The following is a 19,276-nucleotide window of genomic DNA, read 5'->3' on the forward strand; positions in this document are numbered from 1 at the left end:
TTTGAACGGGCACGAGCGAGACGCTCGCGCTAGCAATAGAAACAAAGGTCTCTTCTCAATTTAATATATCTTAAAAACGGCTATTTCCCATTCAATAACTTCTCCAAATACTCAACCTTATCCTTTTCAGCTTGCACCAAACGTTCGTAAAGTTCAACAACTTTATCTAAAGGATTAAACGTACAATTTGTTGCAAAAATACTACCTGTCGTAACAACATTATTATTAAAACTATTAAAGTAATTGATAACGCCTTCATCTGAAAAGTTTTTAATTGCTTCAACAGAAACATCAAGAGCTTTTGCAATCTCAATTAGTTTTTTTTCATCTACAGTTTCGCTGTTTTCAATAGCCGAAATTGCCTGCTGGTTTGTTCCTAAAGCCTGCGCCAGTGCTTCCTGTTTCATATCTTTAAGCTCTCTGATACGGCTTATATTTCTGCCGATATGTTTTGGTTTTATTGCTGTACTCATAATTCAAAGATATTTAAAATTCTTAAACGAAAATTAATTTCGGTAAAAAACAGAACTGTTTTTGTAAGATACGCTTTTCATTATTTCCATAAAACATTATTTATAAGACTTCCCATTAAACAAACCAATATTTATTTACAATATTACAAATGAATTGCCTCCAGCTTTAGCTGGAGGTTTGCTGTTTTCATCTCAAATTCGGCTTTAGCCAAATACCACGAAAGATTCGGCTAAAGCCATTTTCTAATACAACTTTACTCCTACAGCTAAAGCTGTAGGCAATTCATTTTTTAGTTCCCAACAAATACAAAATTTTCGCAGGCCCGGATTTTACTTTTCCAACTTCCCAATTAAAATTTTCTCTGTTATTTAATTTAGAAATCAATTCGTTCATTTCATCAACAGAATAGGTTCTTAAAGACGAAACTACGCCATCCCACAAAACCAAAATCGGTACAATTGGAATTAGATACGTAAAAATGATTCTGCCCATTTTAAACGGCCTGATAAAAGGCGTTGTCAACAGAACAGAAATCGGCGAAAGTAGCATTGCCACAATACTTGGGACACTTCTCTCCTGCCCTTCAAAAATAGCAATCGAACTGTTCGTATCAATTGCATTTTGGAGAATCTGCTGTGCATCTTTGGGTTTGAAATGATGCAAGGATAAAAATTGTGTCCGAAGTCCTTTTAAGTTTTCGGGAACATTTCGGGCATCTACAGACGTTTTTATGAAATCGAAATTATCCGCTTGTTTTTGAGTATGTTCGAATGCAGGAATGTTTGGAAAATAATCGGTCAGCAGAATTTTTAAATCGGGATTGTTTTTTCGTAATTCAGCGTTAAGCCAAATCAATCCACCGCCACCGCCAGAAGCTAAATCTATAATTTGATTGGTTTGGCTTTCTTTTAAACCTTTTTCTATTATTGGAACAATTCCTCTGTACATGGCTGTTTTATTAGAAAGAAACTGCAAAAAATCAGTCATATAATTTCTAATAAACTCCGGAAGCCATTGCTGATCTTCAAACTCAAACAAATGTATTCTACTCATACTGTATTGATTTTGTGTTTGATACAAATTTCTAGAATTTTATTTAAATATTTCCTTACATTTATAAAATTTTGAATGACAACAGAAAGGCTTAATTCGCAAATAAAAGTTTAAATCAAGAATCATGGAAAGTTTTTTTCTAATAATACTGATCATGCAAATGTTATCTTACGGTGTTGTTGATTATTATAAAATAAAATACGGACGTTTGAGTGTTTTTTCTGTTTTCTTAATGCTTATTCTAATAGTTTTCCCTCTTCATTTTCGAATTGGGGAAGAAGCTGAAAAATCGGTGTTTTGTTTATATAATGCCTTTGCCTACTTTAAAATTTACTGGAATATTGGTCTGGCATTGGTTATTTCCAGTCATCTTACTTATTGTTATTTATTAAATAGAAAAAGAAAAACGGTTAAATAAAATTTGCGAATAAAACCCTTACTACTATTTTCTACTTTTGCAGTTCCAGAAAAAACTGGATGCAATTCAAACTAAAAATTACAGCACAGCTTACCATGATTACAAAAGCATTACGCGAAGATATTCCCGCATTGGTTACTCTTGTCAACTCAGCCTACAGAGGTGAAACGTCCAAAAAAGGCTGGACAACCGAAGCGCATTTATTAGAAGGAAAAAGAACAGACGAGCAGGAAATGACGGAAATTTTCGAAGATCCCAAAAACACGATTCTGAAATTTACGGAGAATGATAAAATTATTGGTTCGGTTTTATTGGTTGAAAAAGGACATCAATTGTATTTAGGAATGTTAACCGTTTCGCCGGAACTTCAAAACAGCGGAATCGGGAAAAAGCTTTTGGCTGAAGCCGAAAATCATGCAAAATCTCTTGGGTTGTCAAGTATTATTATGACTGTTATTTCGGTTCGGGAAGAACTTATTGCCTGGTACAAACGCCACGGTTATGTTGATATAGGCAAAAGAGAAGCTTTTCCAGAAAGCGGTATTCATATTACGGTTTCAGAAGAGCCTTTGGAGTTTATTTATTTGGAGAAAGGGCTTTGATTTTTTTGCCACGAAGGCGCTAAGGCACTAAGTTTTTTTCTTTTTTAATAATCTCGTTCTTAATATTTGTCATTTCGACTGAAAGGAGAAATCACACTCGCATATCGACAAAGATTGGCGCGCCTTTCTGTGCGGAATTTCTAGTGTGATTTCTCCTTTCAGTCGAAATGACAAACTGCATGAGAGCTTTATATAAGACTTTGCGTCTCTGCTCCCGATAGCTATCGGGATTGCGAGATTTTTCAAATGACGTGAGACGCACTGCGGTGCGTCTCTACAGAAAAACCTTTGTCACTTTGTCTCTCTGAACCTTTGAAACTCTAACTCAAGAAACCGTTCTCTTGATCTTTGATAAAAACTCATGAGAAACTCCTAAATAGGAAGAAAGATTCTTATTATTTATCGAACGTACTTTTTGAGGGTAACGTTCTTTAAAATCCAGATAACGTTGCTTAGAGGTTTTATTTAAAACATCTAAAAGTCGTTGCTGAATAGCGACATTTGCGCGTTCGATCATGAGTACGTGAAACTGCATAATTTTTGGAATTTCTGCAAGCAATTGCGCTTTCCTGATTTTATTGATAACCAAAATTTCACTGTCTTCGATTGCTTTGATGTTGTAAGTCGTTGGTTTTTGATGGTAAAAACTTTCTAGGTCACACATCCATTCCTCTTCAAAAGAAAAGAAAATAACGGTTTCAGTTCCATTTTCGTTTACAATGTAGGTTTTAAACGATCCTTTTAAAATGAATCCTTCATAACTATTATGAGAATCCTGAATCTGCAGAAACTGATTTTTTTTCAGCTTAATGAGTTCTGCTTTTGAAACAATAATATTCCACTCTTCGTCAGTAAGCGGAACTTTCCTTTCAATGTTTTTTCGTAGTAGGTCGTACATTTTGTGGTTTTTTGTTTAAGGAATAAAGTGGTTACTCAATCCATTATTAATTAGGGGCTTAAATAATGTAATCGATTACGTAAAAATACACTATTTATGCATTTTTGTAAATTTACAACTGTTAAAAAAACACATTTGCTAGATTTTTTTCAAAAAGTTTGAACTTGTTCAACTTTTTTTCTACAGATAATTCTGAGTTTTGCGTTGTTAACTTTTAAATAACCAAACTTTAATTATGAACTTAAAATCAAAACTTTCAATGTTTTTATTGACATTGGCTTTCGGATTTACGGCATGTAATTCTGAAGAAATCGCTTCAAACGCTGAAGCAAAAATTGAAACAACAAACGAAGTAATTACTGAAACTGTTTCAACAAACACAACGGCAAAAATTGGAAACTGCGCTGAGGTTCCCGGATGGGCTTCTCAAAACGGAGGCACAACCGGTGGAGGTTCGGCTGCAGAAACTACTGTTACCACTTACGCTCAGCTGAAATCGGCTATCGAGAGCAGTTCTGTAAAAGTGATCAAAGTTTCTGGAACTATTACGGTTACAACAAGATTGTCTTTCCAAGATCAGACCGGAAAAACGATTTATGGTGCTAACGGAGCAAAACTGGTTTCTACCAATCAGACAAAAGATGCTTCTGGAATCATCAACATCAAAAGATGCAAAAACATCATTATCAGAAATCTAATTTTTGAAGGGCCAGGCGCTTATGACACTGATGGCTGGGATAATGCTATTTTGGACGAATGTACCAATGTATGGGTAGATCACTGCGAATTTAGAGATGGTGTTGATGGAAACTTCGACATCAAAAACAAATCAGATTATATTACGGTTTCCTATACGAAATTCGGTTACTTAAAAGCTCCAAAAGCAGGAGGTTCTGGAGGAACAGACGATCATAGATTTTCTAACCTAATTGGTTCTAGCGACGGTGCTACTGGTGACCGCGGCAAATTAAGAATCACTTTTGCAAGATGCTGGTGGGCTCCTGGTTGTAAAGAAAGAATGCCTAGAGTTCGTTTTGGAAAAGTACATATTGTAAACAGTTTCTTTAATAGTACAGTAAGCAACAAATGTATTGCTGCAGGTTTTGAAGCTGATATTCGTGTAGAAAGCAATGTTTTTGAAGGTGTAAAAAATCCAATCGACTTAATGAGCGGTTATACAGCGGTTACCGCTACAGATAACGTATTTACAAGTGTATCAGGAAATCAAGCTGGAAGCGGTACCGCTTTTACTCCACCATACACAATCGTAAAATTGAACAAAACAGCTGTAAAAGCTGATGTTTCTGCAAATGCAGGAGCAACTTTGGGCGGTAATATCTGCGGCTCTTTTTAATTGACTCCGGATAGCAAATAGTGAGTTAGTTTAGTTTCTAAAACCACGGATTGCAGTGATGTAATTCGTGGTTTTTTATTTTGTTTTGCCACAAAGGCGCCAAGGCACGAAGTTTTTATTAATCTAGCAATCCCGATGGTTATCGGGAGTCGAAGCGCAAAGATTTTTCACGCAGATTTAAAAAGATTGAAGCAGATTTTAAAATAGATTATTAATTAAATCTACTAGAATCTGCAAAATCTGCGTGAAACAAAAATCATTTTAATCCTAATTTAATCTGTGGCTAAAAATATTATGTCACATGCATTTTGGTGTGTCTCTACAGAAAACCTTTGTCACTTTGTCTCTCTGTACCTTTGTCCCCTTTTTAAAGAACTAATTCTTCAAACAATCTCTGAACAGTTTTTTCCAAATCCTGACACAACCCCGGATGAGGTCTTGAGGTTTGGATGGCTGAACTTCTAATTGCAGTTAACCATCTGAAACGCTCCGGAATCTCAAACTCGGCAATTGGTCCGCCATCTTTGGCTCCGTTGGCTATTTTTACTAATGACGTTAAATTGCATTCCAATTGTTCGATATCAAAGTCAGTGGAAAAGGCTTGGATTTTTTCTTTATTGAGATGAAAAAGCACTTTTATAAATTTGGCTTTTTTGCAGAATAAAATGATTCCAATATTCAGGAATTCTTCGCGTTCTACCCTTGGCACAACACGAATCACAGCATATTCGTATAAGTGATTATCTTGCATTTTGAGCCTGATTTACAAATATTTCTGAATTCTCTAATCTGGTCTTTAAAAACTGCAAGTATACATTTCGCAAACCTTCGGGCGTTTCGTCTGCATCTTCCCATTGCAACCAGTCTAGCGGAATCGTATTGACAATTTCTTCCAATATTTCTGGAGTCAAAATCGCTTTAAATTCGGCATCAACTTCTTTTAAAAGTGAAGCCTGTGGCAGTAAAACGTGATCTTTTATCAAAGCAAACGGACTTTTAGCATGCTGTTCCCAGTTGTTCCAAGAATGGTGGAAATACAAGCACGCTCCATGATCGATCAACCATAATTCTTTATGCCAAATTAGCATGTTGGTGTTTTTGAAAGTTCGGTCAACGTTTGTAATGTAAGCATCCAACCAAACAATTTGTGAGGCTAATTTTGCATCTACAGTTGTTACCGCAGGATCGAATGTAATTGCGCCAGACAAGAAATGTAACGCCAAGTTTAAACCTTGGCTTCCCTGTAATAAATCCTGAATTTCTTCGTCGGCTTCGGTTCTTCCAAAAGCTTCGTCTAGATTGGCGAAAACCAATTCTGGCAATTGTAGTTTTAAGGCTTTTGCTATTTGTCCGCCTACTAATTCGGCTATAAGGGCTTTTACGCCATGTCCGGCTCCTCTGAATTTTAATACGTATTTGAAGTCGTCATCGGCTTCTGCTAAAGCGGGTAATGATCCGCCTTCGCGCAGTGGCGTTATATAACGCATGACATTTACTGTTCTTAAGTCGAAGTTTTTCATATTACAAACTTACTAAGGTTTTTGCCACGAAGGCGCTAAGACGCGAAGTTTTTTTAATCTCGCAAAGACGCGGAGTCGCAAAGTTTTTGTTTACTTTACTTTGATTTATTCTCATTTTGTCATCCTGAGCGAAGTCGAAGGACCGCAAAGATATTCCTCAAAGTTATTTACTTTGTCGAGCTACTTGCTGCCCTTCGACTTCGCTCAGGGTGACAAGCTCCGCGATAAAATTATCTAATTATCTAATTATCAAATTGACACATTCTCTAATTATCTAATTCTAAAAAAGCTTTTCCTAAATACTTAATAATCGTAGAAGCTGTAAAGGATTCATAACCTGTTTTTGGCAAAGCAAGATCTGCAGTTAATCCGTGGAGATAAACTCCAAATTTTGAGGCATATTTGGGTTCGTAACCTTGTGCCAAAAGACTTGTTAGGATTCCGGTTAAAGTGTCGCCGCTTCCTGCTGTTGCCAGTGCTGCGTTTCCTGTGGTGTTTTCGTAAACTGAATTTCTGTTGATGATGAATGTTGGCGCGCCTTTCATGACCACAATAACTTTATATTTTTCTGAAAAGGCGATTGTTTTTTGGAATTTTTCAGACTCTGAATTCCACTTTCCTATTAAGCGTTCTAGTTCCTTTGGATGAGGTGTCAAAATGGTGTTTTCTGGAACTAATTCCAGCCAAGACAAATTTTCTGAAATGATGTTCAAAGCATCTGCATCGAGGACTAAAGGAACTTTATTGGTTCTTAAAAATTCAAATAAAGCTTTTTGGGTTCCGAGTTCTTTTCCTATTCCTGGGCCAATCCCTATGGCTTGGGGAATTAAGGGTAAATGAATGTTGGTAATGAAATTGGTATTTTCGTCAGTAACGGTCATTACTTCCGGAATCGAAATCTGAAGAATTTGATAACCGCATTTGGGTATAAAAGTCGTTACCAATCCGCATCCTGATTTTAGGCAGGATTTTGAAGCCAAAACTGCTGCTCCAACTTTTCCATAGCTCCCGGCAATAATCACAGCGTGGCCTTGTGTGCCTTTATGTGCGTGCGGATTTACGGGTTTATATATCTTTAAGATTTCTTCTTTTGTGATTAAATACGGAGACTTCATTTAGCTTCTTTTAGTTGTTGCGGTTAATTTTTAAACACATAGTCCCGAAGCTTCGGGATAGTTTTATTTTGCGTATAAAGGCGTTTCACTTGTTTAAATAAACATAGCTAAACTTGATTTTATACTAAAATTACATAAAAAATTGAAATCATGAATCTAGCTTTTGAACGGTGAGTTTCTAGCCCAGATTGCAGTGGAAAGCCCGGAGTAAAAAAAGCGAAAGTTTCTTGTTCTAAAAAAAGCGACCAACGGAAGCTCTTTTTGGAACATTAGAAACTTTGCTTTTTTTGCGAGGACTTGCAACGGAAAGCTGGAATAGCTCCTAATTATTGCGAAATTTATAATTTAAGGCATCCAAATTAGATATTTTTTGAATAGATTTGCAGAACAATTTTATAAAACAACACAATGAAAAATACTGCGCTTACGCACATACATGAAGGTTTAGGAGCAAAAATCCTTCCTTTTGCGGGTTATAACATGCCGATTACTTATGAAGGAGTTAATGCTGAACACGAAACGGTTCGTAATGGTGTGGGCGTTTTTGACGTTTCGCATATGGGTGAATTTTTGTTAACAGGTCCAAATGCTTTGGCTTTGATTCAAAAAGTGACTTCAAATGATGCTTCGATTTTGACTATTGGAAGAGCACAATATTCTTGTCTTCCTAATAATGAAGGCGGCATTGTGGACGATTTGATTATTTATAAAATGAAAGAAGAGCAGTATTTACTGGTTGTAAATGCTTCTAATATTGAAAAAGACTGGAACTGGATTTCGTCTCACAATGATTTGGGAGTTGAAATGAAAAACCTTTCTGATGATTATTCTCTTTTAGCAATTCAGGGACCAAAAGCAGTTGAGGCTATGCAGGCTTTGACTTCTGTAGATTTGTCTGCTATTGCTTACTACCATTTTGAAGTGGGTGATTTTGCTGGAATTGAAAATGTAATCATTTCTGCTACAGGTTATACTGGTTCTGGAGGATTTGAAATTTATTGTAAAAATGATGAGGTAGAACAGGTTTGGAACAAAGTTTTTGAAGCTGGAGCTTCTTACGGAATTAAACCAATTGGTCTTGCCGCTCGTGATACTTTGCGTCTGGAAATGGGATTCTGTTTGTACGGAAATGATATTAACGATACGACTTCTCCACTTGAAGCTGGTTTAGGATGGATTACAAAATTCACTAAAGATTTTACTAATTCTGAGGCTCTTAAAAAACAAAAAGAAGCTGGAGTTACTAGAAAATTAGTAGCATTTGAAATGCAGGAACGTGCAGTACCAAGACATGATTATGAAATTGTTGACGCTTCTGGAGCTGTAATTGGAATTGTAACTTCTGGAACTATGTCACCTTCTATGAACAAAGGGATTGGTTTAGGTTATGTTACGGTAGCAAATAGCGCTGTTGACAGCGATATTTTTATTAGAATCAGAAAAAATGATGTTCCTGCAAAAGTGGTAAAACTGCCTTTTTACAAGAAATAATTTTTGAAACTATATAGTTAAGAATGCATTACGTTTGTAATGCATTTTTTTTTTGCTGTACTCCAAATATATTGATAAAACTATCGATATATGTATTTCATGGAGAAAAACTTTTGGTCATCGATATTTCTAAAAAATACTATTATTTGTAAAAAAATTAGTGTAACTTTAATCAAGAACACTGAATTCCTGTTTATGAGAAAAATTTCACTACTCCTTTTTTTGCTGACATCAACTATCTTTTTTGGTCAGAACAGCGCAGAAACTTGTGAAATAATAAACAAAATAAATGCGCTTATTCAAGCGGAACATCTTAGACCTAAACCTGTTGATGACAGTCTCTCTGTGTTTGTTTTTGACAACCTCATTAACGAACTGGATCCTTCGCGTAATATTTTCTATAAAAGCGAATATGATGATCTGGCCAAAAAATACCGTTATAACTTAGATGATTTAATATTAAAGAATGACTGTAGTTTTTTGACTGATATTAAAGCAACTTACGTTAATGGGCTTTTGAGAACTAAAAAAGTTCTTGAAAAAATTCAGACCGTGCCAATTGATTATGCAAAAAAAGATACGATTCGTTTTTACAAAAAATCTTTTGATTTCTACTTGAAAAAAGAGGATTTAGAGAAAGTATGGATTAAAAAACTGCGTTATCAAATCCTAGACGATATTGCCGAAACGAGCGATAATTTAGATTCTATTAAGGCTAATTTTAAATCGATAGAACAGGTTTCTAAAAATAAAATTTTAGCCAATGAAATCTGTCGTTTTAACACTTTGCTAGACACTAATACCAAGCAGGAAGAGAAATTATACAATTTCTTCTGTACTTATTTTGATCCGCATACGGCTTATTTTAGTGATGATTCTAAAAATAGTTTCATGGCGTCTTTATCTAAAGAGCATTTATCACTCGGCATGACGGTTAATCTCAATGAAAAAAATGAGATTATTATTGATGAAGTTGATCCTAAAGGCCCTGCTTATCAAACTGGACAAGTAAAAAAGGGCGATCAGATTATTTCTATCTCGAACCAAAAAGAGACACTTCAGGTTTCGTGTGCGTCTTTGGAGTCTATCTCAACTATGATTTTGTCTGAAGCCAACAAACATATCACACTTACTCTGAAACGTAATTCAGGTAAAAGCTTTGATGTTTATATCGAAAAACAAGTCATGAAAGACGAAGATAATTCGGTATTCAGTTTTATAATCGGTAAAGACAGTAAAATTGGTTACATCAAGATTCCTAGTTTTTATGCTGATTTAGATGGCAACAATCGAAAAGGATGTGCGGATGATGTGGCAAGGGAAGTCATAAAATTAGAAAGAGACGATATAAAAGGACTTGTCATTGATTTAATTGATAATGGCGGTGGTTCTATGGAAGAAGCAATAAAACTTGCCGGCATGTTTGTGGATTATGGTCCGCTTTCGATTGTGGTTGATAATCATCAGGAAAAATCGGTTATAACTGACCCTTTTAAAGGCGTTATTTATAGAGGTCCAATTGTGGTTTTGATTAATAGCAATACGGCATCGGCAAGTGAATTTTTCTCTTCTATTATGCAGGATTATAACCGTGCCTTATTATTAGGAAGCAGTACGCTTGGAAAAGCGACCATGCAGACAATTTTGCCTCTTGACGAAGGAAAAAACACCGATTTCTTAAAAATCACTATTAATAAATTTTATAGAATTACTGGAAAAAGTCATCAATATATTGGTGTAAAACCTGATGTTGTACTGCCAGAATTTTATGAAGATGTGTATCAAAAAGAAAGTGATTTTCCGACTGCTATTAAAAATGATAGTCTTCAACCGTTCTTAAAATATAAAACCTACGTGAAGCGAAATTTAATAGACAAAATTGCTAAAAACAGTGCTGCGAGACTTTCAGACAACTATTTCTTTAATAATATAAAAAAGATTAATCTAAAAATCGATCAGATTGTGAATACTCCTAAAGCAGAAGTTCCGATGACTTTAGATGTTGTCTTTAAACAGAAAAAGACTTTAAATGCACTTTGGACGGAGATTAATACTTTTAATGACGAGAATAACCCTCTGGATGTTTACAATTCGAGTGTGAATCAATTTTTGCTTGGTGCTTATCCAACAGATAAAACCATTAATCAAGATCAGATGGATAATCTTAAAACGAATCCATACCTGAACGAAGCTGTAAATATTATTAATGAATTTAATGGAATGAGTAAGTAAAGGGGGAGTGTTTTAGGTTTTAGGTTTCAAGTTTCAAGTTTAACCGCAAAGTACGCCAAGATTTACGCAAGGTTCGCAAAGCTTTATTCATATAGCTTTGCGAACTTTTGGATTTTATAAAGCTTAATTTTAAATTTTCTTTGTGTGCTTTGCGTAAATCTTAGCGCACTTTGCGGTTAAATTCAACACAAGCCATTCAACCTGAAACCTGAAACAAAAAAAGAGCAATTTTGTTTTTGGAAAAATAAGGAATAACCGTATTTTTGCATCACAAAACTAAAAATTAGAAATGGGAAGAGCATTCGAATTTAGAAAAGGAAGAAAAATGAAACGTTGGTCAGCAATGGCCAAAACATTTACCAGAATTGGTAAAGATATCGTAATGGCTGTTAAAGAAGGTGGGCCAAACCCAGACGCTAATTCTAGATTAAGAGCTGTTATACAAAATGCGAAAGCAGCCAACATGCCGAAAGACAATGTGGAGCGCGCAATTAAAAATGCAAGTAATAAAGATACTGCTAACTATAAAGAGATTTTGTTTGAAGGATATGCTCCTCACGGAATTGCAATCTTGATTGAAACTGCTTCTGACAACAATAACAGAACAGTTGCAAACATTAGAAGTTACTTTAACAAATGTAACGGAACAATGGGAACTCAGGGTTCTGTTGAGTTTATGTTTGATCACACTTGCAACTTCAGAATTGCAAAAGACGGAATCGATGCTGAGGAATTAGAGCTAGAATTAATTGATTTTGGTGCTGAAGAGGTTTTTGAAGATGAAGATGGAATCTTAATCTACGCTCCTTTTGGAAGTTTTGGTGCTTTACAGAAAGAATTAGAGAACAGAGGTCTTGAAATTTTATCTTCTGGTTTCGAACGTATTCCGCAAATCACAAAAGAATTAACTGAAGCGCAAATCGCTGATGTTGAAAAATTAATCGAGAAAATCGAAGAAGATGATGACGTAATGAACGTTTATCATACTATGAAAGAAGAATAATATAAATAATATACTAAAAATATTTTAAGCTCCAGAATTATCTGGAGCTTTTTTTATTCAAAATGTGGAAAACCGTAAGGTTTTATTTAATTAAATTTCTATTTTTGGCAAAATTTTAATAGTCTATTACGTTTTAAACTAACCCAAATCTTAAATATGAATAGAAACTCTACTCTCTGAATAGCCTGATTTTTAAAAGATTAGAATCCATTTTTTGTACACAAAAAACAAAACTTCTCTCTTAAAAATCACATCTATACCTGATTCCCCTTTCCCCAAAACATAACCAAACCTACTATAAATTGAAAAAAATTACTTCAAAGTATACTTCTTTTGTATTAAGTATCGTTTTATTTCTTGTAAGTTTTAATAGTTTTTCTCATACTTATCTTGATACAATAAGCAATAAGAAGAAACCTCTTCCTGCAAATAATGTTATTTCAAACAGTGCACTTAATTTAGCTTCTCAACCCTTTCAATATCGTCAAAATACTGAGAGTGAATTCACTGATAGTTATCTTCAGAAAAATTATCCTATATCTCAGGAGACCAACGATAATCTAAATAAAGCAAAAGCTACTTTTGAAGAAATCGAAAAAAACAGCAATGTTACCGATTTTCTTGAGCCAAAAAAACTATCGATGCTTCCTCTTGGTATCAAGAAAACAATTGGAGGTATTCAATATATGCTTGGAATCAGCAATGCGAAGTTTACACCTACATATACTGAACTAACTGCTTTTGTTCGAATCATCATACCACAAGGTGATTCTAGCGGCAAAATGAAGGAATTGTTCTTTGGTGCCAATAATATCAAGCTATCTCATAAAGGAGGTCTAGTTGGAGATACTAATTTAGTTTTGTTAGGCGATTTTCCAATAAAGATGTTTGGAGAGAGTTCACTCCTGATCTTAAAAGGAGGAATGGACATGAAAACTGGTAACATTGAAAACAAAACATATGTTACTATTGACTGTAATGGTTTCAAAGAACTTGGTATTACGGCTGATTATGAATTTTCAAGAAATGTACTTGAACCTGTAGATGATCAATATAATATAATTCCCAGTCCTAAAAGAGTAACCGCAAGTTTTAAAACTGTAGTTACCAACTGGAACGATATTTTAGTAGAACTTTCTCTTCCTAAATTTAAATTAGCATCTTCTAAAAAAAGTTTATGTTTTGAGTTAAATACCGCTGTCCTAGACTTTAGTGATATTAGAAACTCTACCTCAATAGTCTGGCCTAAAGATTATGAAAAAGATTATCTCGTTCCTGGAAACGAAAATTTATGGAGAGGTTTATTCGTTAAATCCCTAAAAGTAATTCTCCCTGAAGAATTTAAAAAGAAAGGAAGTGATAAAAGACTAACATTTGAAGCCAGTAACTTATTAATAGACCGAGTAGGAGTCTCCGGTACTTTTACTGCAAGTAATATTTTAAGTCTTGACGAAGGAAATGCTTCCGGATGGCAGATTTCTGTTAATGATATCAGCTTGACTCTAAGGGCAAATTCATTAGTCGCGGCTGGATTTGGCGGTGATATCCTCTTACCTGTTTCCAGCCAAGGCTCTAAATGTGCCGGAAATACAAGATCGGAACTCGCTTATAAAGCATTAATAGATCCTTTAAATGATGAATATCTTTTAAATGCCTCTGTTTCTAATGGGCTTTGTTTCCAAGCATTTAAAGGAACAGCTGTCATAGAAAAAAACTCCTACGTCGAAATAAAGGTAAAGGAAGGCAAATTTTTACCTAAAGCAGTTCTCTACGGTACGCTATCACTAAATGCAAGCAGTAAACCTATTACTGCCCAAGAAGCAATTGCATTAGAAAAAACAACTTCCAACGATACATCTGCTACTGGCGAAAAGAAAGAAACAGTATCTTTTAAAGGACTGATCTTTCAAAACTTAATGTTGCAGACCGTTTCTCCATACATTAGTGCGGATTATTTTGGATATAAAAATGTACAAAATGATGGTTCTACAGTCAGCAATTTCCCTGTAACAATTAATGAAATTGCTTTAGTCTCCACTGATGAAAGCGCAAGCTTAAAAGTTGACATTGCTGTTAATTTGATGGAAAATCAGTTTAATGGACAGACTAAATTTTATGTCGTTGGGAAATTTGGCAAAGAAGAAGGGATTCAAAAGTGGAAATACGACCACCTCAAATTTGAAACCATCTCACTTGCTGCCGATCTTGGAGGGGTTAAGTTTAAAGGGAGCATTACTATTTTAGACAATGACCCTATTTACGGAAATGGTTTTAAAGGAATGCTTGGTGCCGACTTTACAGGAGGTATAAAAGTAGAAGCCAATGCTATTTTCGGGTCAACCACTTTTAGATACTGGTATGTTGATGCCATGGTCGACAATCTTAATATTCCTGCTGGAGCCATAACTTTCAAAGGTTTTGGTGGTGGTGCATATTATAAAATGAAAAAAGATGGATTCAGTAATAAATTTGTTGCCTCTGGATCTAATTATGTACCCGACGCCGATTCTGGTCTTGGTGTAAAAGCCATGATCAAATTTGCAGGAACTGCGACTGCCGATGCTTTTTGGGGAGGCTGTGGTTTTGAAATTGCTTTTAATACGCATGGTGGTATAAACAGGATCAGTATCTACGGAGAAGGTCACGTAATGCAACCATTTAAAATACCTATTCCCGAAGAATTAACAAGTGCTTTAAAAGCCGTTACAGAAAGTGAAGCTTTACTTTCAAAAGTTGCTGTTGAGGCTCTAAAGACATCCAATTTATCGAAAGCCGCTCAGGATTTTTATCCTAACGAAGTACAGACTTCCATGGGAATTAATGCCTTTGCTGCAATAGAATATGATTTTAGACTAAAAACGCTTCATGGATCTTTTGATTTATATATCGATACTCCAGGAGGTTTTATTAAAGGACGAGCTTCTGGAAACAGGGCTGGATGGGCAGTTTTACACTTCGCTCCAGACAAATGGTACATTCGTATGGGGACACCTACGGATCGATTAGGAATAAAACTTGCCGTTGGATCTCTTGCTGTAGAAGCTGGAGGTTACTTTATGCTTGGAGATGATATTCCTGCAAGCCCTCCTCCTCCTCCAATTGTGGCAAAATTATTAGGTGTAGATATTGCTACACTCGATTATATGCGAGACGAGAATAGTATAGCCTCCGGTAAAGGTTTTGCATTTGGATCTGATTTTAGCTTAAGCACAGGAAATATAAGCTTCTTGATGTTTTATGCTAGTTTCGATTGCGGATTTGGTTTTGACATTATGGTGAAAGATTATGGTGAAGCCGCATGTAAAGGATCGGGACAAATTGGTCTTAACGGATGGTATGCTAATGGTCAATCTTATGCTTACATGCAGGGAGAACTTGGAATCAACATAAAATTATTCTTTGTAAAGAAGAAAATATCCATTATAAAAGGAGGCGGTGCCGTTTTATTACAGGCCAAATTACCAAATCCTCTCTGGATTCGGGGTTATATGGCCGGTTCATTTAATTTGCTCGGTGGTTTAGTTAGAGGAAGTTTTAGATTTAAAGTCGAATTTGGAAAACAATGTGAATTTATAAGTACGAATCCTTTGGAGGGCTTAAAATCAATTGCTGATATTAAACCTTCAGAAGGAACCAAAGACGTAGATGTATTTACCGTTCCACAAGTTGGTTTTAATATGCCTGTTGACAAAAACTTTAAGATTGAAGATGATCAGGGCACAAAAACATACCGCTTAAAACTAGAAGAATATACGATCAAAAAAGATGGTGTTCCAGTAGCAGGAAGTGTAAGCTGGAATGAAAAAGGTGATTTGGCTAGTTTTAACTCTGTTGAAGTTTTACCACAGCATTCAGATTTGGTCTTAACTGTAAAAGTAAGTTTTCAGGAATATACAAATGGTGCTTGGAAAACTATCTACGATGAGGGACAAATTGCTATGGAAACAGAAACTAGAAATTTCTCTACCGGAGCTGCTCCAACCAATATTCCTGTGAGTAATATTGCTTATTGCTACCCTGTTTTTGATCAAAAATATGTTTACCAAAATGAAAGTAAAAAGGCTTATGTAGTTTTAAAACAAGGACAAACTTATTTGTTCGAATTAAAACCTGGACAGTCTCAAAAAGCATTTTATAAAACGGGAACTAAAACAGATACTGCAGCATTAACCTATGATAGTTCTCTTAAAAAGGTAAGCATTGATATTCCTGTTTTGCAAACAGCAAAACCGTATAATTTAACTTTAATGACCTTGGAAACCAAAACAGATGCCAATGGAAATTTAACCGAAAGTTATACAAAACAAGATTTAGGAGCAGATGCTGATGTGAGTGTTAAAGACAATAAACTAGCTGAAACAGTTGTTGGTGGCGATGGTGTTGAGTTATTACAATATAATTTCAACACAAGCCAGTACAATAGTTTCCAAGAAAAAATGGCTGCTAAAAAACCAAAACAAACATTGGTGGAAATTATTTATATGGATGTTCATGCACTTCAATCGCAAAATAATTCGACTGAACCATTTGATGAAATCGAATTGATAGGAAATGCAAAAACTTTAAATGTACCCTTGGTAAATACAGAAGCTGTATTAGATGATACTTACTATAAAGAAGAAATCTATCCATTAATCTATAAAGGATATCCATTAGAGAATGATTTGAAATTTGACAGAAATACAGCCTTGCTAGGAGTTCCTCCAACGAAAGGTGTTGAAACATTAGTATGGTATCAAGATTATATTTTAAATAATCCTAACAGCTTTATGTTGAAAGAGTATTTGCCATATCGCTATAATTTACCTTTTTATTACAAAAATGATTTCCGCGATTTAAGATATAAGATTGTCAATAAGTATTATAATACAGGTAATCAGAGTATGATTGCTAAATATGATTATATCATTAATGGAGAATTTCCATATATTAAAAAAGGACTTTATAACATAAAATTGGTTTATACATTACCAGGAGGACAACCTGGAACAAGCTCAGTTTTTACATTCAACAAATCAAATTAATATGAATTTTAAATTTTTACTTATTTCCTTCTTTATTGCAACTGGAATATCTAATGCGCAGGATAAACAGGTAAAAGATACCCTACAAGACAATAAAGAAATAGGTATACAACTTATAGCAAGAGTTCAAAAAGATAAAATTTTATTACGTTGGGCTGTTAATGATCCTATTGCTTGGAAAAAGCTAAACCGATATGGATATTTAATTGAAAGGGTTACAGTTACAAGAGATAAAAAAACCCTTGCAAATCCTGAAAAAGTGGTTTTGGCAAAAGTGCTAAAACCAGAGCCAATAGAGGCATGGGAAAAAATCATTGAAACAAATGACGATGCCGCTATTGTGGCACAAGCACTTTATGGTGAAGACTTTGCAGTTACTGGAGCTGATAATATGGAGGCAATTGTAAATCTATCAGAAGAAACGCAGCAAAGATTTACGTTTGCATTGTACAGTGCTGATAAAGATTTTCAAATCGCCAAAAAAGCAGGGTTAGGTATTGAAGATAATACAGTTAAACCTAATGAAAAATACATTTACAGAGTCAGTTCAAATGTGCCTGAAACGGAAATGAAGATTTTATACAGTGGTGTATTTGTTGGTTTAAAAGATTATGAACCAATGCCTAAACCGATAGATTTTACAGCCAATTTTACAGATAAAAGCGCTATGCTGAGCTGGAATTTTAAAATTTTATCACATGCTTATGGCAGTTATTACATTGAGCGATCAACAGATAAGCAAAATTTCAAGAGAATTACTGATAAGCCTTATACCAGTTTAAGTCAGGAAAACTCGAATAATAACAGAATTTTTTATATCGATTCTATTGCCAATAATACCGCATACAGTTATAGGATTCAAGGTATTTCATCTTTTGGAGAACTTGGGCCTTACTCAGAAATTGTTTCTGGAAAAGGGAAAGAGTTACTAAAATATGTGCCCCATCTTACAGTAAAAGAATTTAAAGACGATACAACCGTAAACTTAATTTGGGAATTTCCTGAAGAGGGAAATAATGAAATTACTGGATTCGAACTTAATCGTTCTGATGAGGATGGCGGAAAATATACCACCGTTGTAAAAAACATTTCACCTAAATCTAGAAATGTTGTTTACAATAAATTACTGCCAAGCAATTATTTTACACTTACTGCCGTAGGAAAAAATGGAAACAGCAGAACCTCTTTTCCAATGCTGGTACAGCCTGTAGATTCTATTCCCCCTGCTAAACCTATTGGTTTGAAAGGGACAATAGACAGCTTGGGAGTTGTTAAATTAACATGGACACCTAACAGGGAAAAAGATATGTTGGGTTACAGAATTTACAAAGCCTACAATCCTGATGAAGAATACAGCCAATTGACTGTAAGTCCAAGTGAGCCAAATACTTTTGAAGATAAAGTTGTTATCAAAACATTGAACAGCAAAGTCTATTACAAGATTATTGCTGTCGATTATCGCTATAATATGTCTGTTTTTTCAGAGCCTTTGATATTAAAAAAACCAGATTTAATTCCTCCTGCTTCACCTGTATTTACAAAATATGAAATAAAAGATGGATCCGTTTTTCTGGAATGGGCAAATAGTTCAAGTGATGACGTTGCCGTACATCAATTGTATCGAAGAGAAAATGACCAGCAGGATTGGACTTTAGTTTTGGAAACTAAAAATAAAGAAGAAAAATATCAGGATAAGAATGCTATAGAAGGCAACTCTTACTCCTATGCTATATATGCAAAAGATGAAAGTAATTTGGTTTCGATTCCTTCGCCATTTCTAAATTTATTTATCCCTAAGTACTCCCTGCTTCCTCCTGTTAAAGGATTTTTTGCACAAGTCAACAAAACAATTAATACAATTGATTTGTCTTGGGATTATTCCAATGAGGTAGAAAGCTTTGAAATCTATAAATCTTCAGATAAAGATGCTTTACAGTTAATTCAAATCGTTGCAGGAAAAACAAAGCGTTTGTCTGATCCGACAATTACCATAAATACTAATTACAAATACGGTATTAGAGCAGTCGCTAAAGATGGCAGAATGTCTAAAATGGATTTTTATACCGTAAAATTTTAAATTATTTCAGAACCT

The 19,276-nt window shown here is 34.8% G+C and carries 14 protein-coding genes; 8 read left to right on the forward strand and 6 right to left on the reverse strand.

Features of this window, described 5'->3' with window-relative positions:
• Nucleotides 1–80 precede the first annotated feature (80 nt).
• The gene (locus BM289_RS04245) at nucleotides 81–473 is read right to left on the reverse strand and encodes a helix-turn-helix domain-containing protein (protein WP_091491128.1); all 393 of its coding nucleotides are present in this window, start codon (nucleotides 471–473) and stop codon (nucleotides 81–83) included.
• Nucleotides 474–756: 283 nt separating this feature from the next.
• Nucleotides 757–1,527: a hypothetical protein gene (locus BM289_RS04250; RefSeq protein ID WP_167365383.1), complete on the reverse strand. Its 771-nt coding sequence runs from the start codon at nucleotides 1,525–1,527 to the stop codon at nucleotides 757–759.
• 124 nt (nucleotides 1,528–1,651) lie between these two features.
• On the opposite strand from BM289_RS04250, the gene BM289_RS04255 reads away from it, so the two are divergent.
• Nucleotides 1,652–1,945 (forward strand): hypothetical protein, encoded by a 294-nt coding sequence (locus BM289_RS04255; protein WP_143102042.1) that lies wholly within the window; start codon nucleotides 1,652–1,654, stop codon nucleotides 1,943–1,945.
• A gap of 59 nt (nucleotides 1,946–2,004) precedes the next feature.
• Complete coding sequence (locus BM289_RS04260; RefSeq protein ID WP_244165322.1) at nucleotides 2,005–2,547, forward strand: GNAT family N-acetyltransferase; 543 nt, start codon at nucleotides 2,005–2,007, stop codon at nucleotides 2,545–2,547.
• Nucleotides 2,548–2,872: 325 nt separating this feature from the next.
• On the opposite strand, the gene BM289_RS04265 is transcribed toward BM289_RS04260, so the two are convergent.
• Nucleotides 2,873–3,445 (reverse strand): Crp/Fnr family transcriptional regulator, encoded by a 573-nt coding sequence (locus BM289_RS04265; protein ID WP_091491132.1) that lies wholly within the window; start codon nucleotides 3,443–3,445, stop codon nucleotides 2,873–2,875.
• Nucleotides 3,446–3,680: 235 nt separating this feature from the next.
• Here BM289_RS04265 and BM289_RS04270 point away from each other — a divergent pair, with 235 nt between their 5' ends.
• Nucleotides 3,681–4,799, forward strand: coding sequence for a pectate lyase family protein (locus tag BM289_RS04270; RefSeq protein WP_091491133.1), 1,119 nt, complete (start codon nucleotides 3,681–3,683; stop codon nucleotides 4,797–4,799).
• Nucleotides 4,800–5,166: 367 nt separating this feature from the next.
• Here BM289_RS04270 and BM289_RS04275 read toward each other — a convergent pair whose 3' ends face one another.
• The 3 genes from BM289_RS04275 to BM289_RS04285 all read right to left on the reverse strand — a co-directional run bounded on the left by BM289_RS04275 (nucleotide 5,167) and on the right by BM289_RS04285 (nucleotide 7,434).
• On the reverse strand, nucleotides 5,167–5,550 hold the full coding sequence (locus BM289_RS04275; protein ID WP_091491135.1) for a DUF3037 domain-containing protein: 384 nt from the start codon (nucleotides 5,548–5,550) through the stop codon (nucleotides 5,167–5,169).
• Nucleotides 5,540–6,319 carry a HipA family kinase gene (locus BM289_RS04280; RefSeq protein WP_091491137.1) on the reverse strand — a complete coding sequence of 260 codons (780 nt, stop codon included), beginning with the start codon at nucleotides 6,317–6,319 and terminating at the stop codon, nucleotides 5,540–5,542. Before BM289_RS04280 ends, BM289_RS04275 begins: the two co-directional genes overlap by 11 nt.
• A gap of 266 nt (nucleotides 6,320–6,585) precedes the next feature.
• Nucleotides 6,586–7,434: an NAD(P)H-hydrate dehydratase gene (locus BM289_RS04285; protein WP_091491139.1), complete on the reverse strand. Its 849-nt coding sequence runs from the start codon at nucleotides 7,432–7,434 to the stop codon at nucleotides 6,586–6,588.
• Nucleotides 7,435–7,842: 408 nt separating this feature from the next.
• On the opposite strand from BM289_RS04285, the gene gcvT reads away from it, so the two are divergent.
• The 5 genes from gcvT to BM289_RS04310 all read left to right on the forward strand — a co-directional run bounded on the left by gcvT (nucleotide 7,843) and on the right by BM289_RS04310 (nucleotide 19,261).
• Nucleotides 7,843–8,925 carry a glycine cleavage system aminomethyltransferase GcvT gene (gene gcvT / locus BM289_RS04290; protein WP_091491140.1) on the forward strand — a complete coding sequence of 361 codons (1,083 nt, stop codon included), beginning with the start codon at nucleotides 7,843–7,845 and terminating at the stop codon, nucleotides 8,923–8,925.
• Nucleotides 8,926–9,120: 195 nt separating this feature from the next.
• A complete protein-coding gene (locus tag BM289_RS04295) occupies nucleotides 9,121–11,157 on the forward strand; it encodes a S41 family peptidase (RefSeq protein ID WP_091491555.1) in 2,037 nt (678 codons plus the stop codon).
• Between the two features lie 289 nt (nucleotides 11,158–11,446).
• Nucleotides 11,447–12,160 carry a YebC/PmpR family DNA-binding transcriptional regulator gene (locus BM289_RS04300; RefSeq protein WP_012024626.1) on the forward strand — a complete coding sequence of 238 codons (714 nt, stop codon included), beginning with the start codon at nucleotides 11,447–11,449 and terminating at the stop codon, nucleotides 12,158–12,160.
• A gap of 302 nt (nucleotides 12,161–12,462) precedes the next feature.
• Nucleotides 12,463–17,184 carry a hypothetical protein gene (locus BM289_RS04305; RefSeq protein WP_091491141.1) on the forward strand — a complete coding sequence of 1,574 codons (4,722 nt, stop codon included), beginning with the start codon at nucleotides 12,463–12,465 and terminating at the stop codon, nucleotides 17,182–17,184.
• 1 nt (nucleotide 17,185) lies between these two features.
• Complete coding sequence (locus BM289_RS04310; RefSeq protein WP_091491143.1) at nucleotides 17,186–19,261, forward strand: fibronectin type III domain-containing protein; 2,076 nt, start codon at nucleotides 17,186–17,188, stop codon at nucleotides 19,259–19,261.
• Nucleotides 19,262–19,276: the final 15 nt, after the last annotated feature.

It is taken from the genome of Flavobacterium phragmitis, assembly GCF_900112575.1.
Taxonomy (GTDB): domain Bacteria; phylum Bacteroidota; class Bacteroidia; order Flavobacteriales; family Flavobacteriaceae; genus Flavobacterium; species Flavobacterium phragmitis.

Bases quoted from the DNA above. Each gene is read 5' to 3' on its own strand.
- BM289_RS04245 (WP_091491128.1), bottom strand. From the start codon at position 473: ATGAGTACAGCAATAAAACCAAAACATATCGGCAGAAATATAAGCCGT.
- BM289_RS04250 (WP_167365383.1), bottom strand. From the start codon at position 1,527: ATGAGTAGAATACATTTGTTTGAGTTTGAAGATCAGCAATGGCTTCCG.
- BM289_RS04255 (WP_143102042.1), top strand. From the start codon at position 1,652: ATGGAAAGTTTTTTTCTAATAATACTGATCATGCAAATGTTATCTTAC.
- BM289_RS04260 (WP_244165322.1), top strand. From the start codon at position 2,005: ATGCAATTCAAACTAAAAATTACAGCACAGCTTACCATGATTACAAAA.
- BM289_RS04265 (WP_091491132.1), bottom strand. From the start codon at position 3,445: ATGTACGACCTACTACGAAAAAACATTGAAAGGAAAGTTCCGCTTACT.
- BM289_RS04270 (WP_091491133.1), top strand. From the start codon at position 3,681: ATGAACTTAAAATCAAAACTTTCAATGTTTTTATTGACATTGGCTTTC.
- BM289_RS04275 (WP_091491135.1), bottom strand. From the start codon at position 5,550: ATGCAAGATAATCACTTATACGAATATGCTGTGATTCGTGTTGTGCCA.
- BM289_RS04280 (WP_091491137.1), bottom strand. From the start codon at position 6,319: ATGAAAAACTTCGACTTAAGAACAGTAAATGTCATGCGTTATATAACG.
- BM289_RS04285 (WP_091491139.1), bottom strand. From the start codon at position 7,434: ATGAAGTCTCCGTATTTAATCACAAAAGAAGAAATCTTAAAGATATAT.
- gcvT (WP_091491140.1), top strand. From the start codon at position 7,843: ATGAAAAATACTGCGCTTACGCACATACATGAAGGTTTAGGAGCAAAA.
- BM289_RS04295 (WP_091491555.1), top strand. From the start codon at position 9,121: ATGAGAAAAATTTCACTACTCCTTTTTTTGCTGACATCAACTATCTTT.
- BM289_RS04300 (WP_012024626.1), top strand. From the start codon at position 11,447: ATGGGAAGAGCATTCGAATTTAGAAAAGGAAGAAAAATGAAACGTTGG.
- BM289_RS04310 (WP_091491143.1), top strand. From the start codon at position 17,186: ATGAATTTTAAATTTTTACTTATTTCCTTCTTTATTGCAACTGGAATA.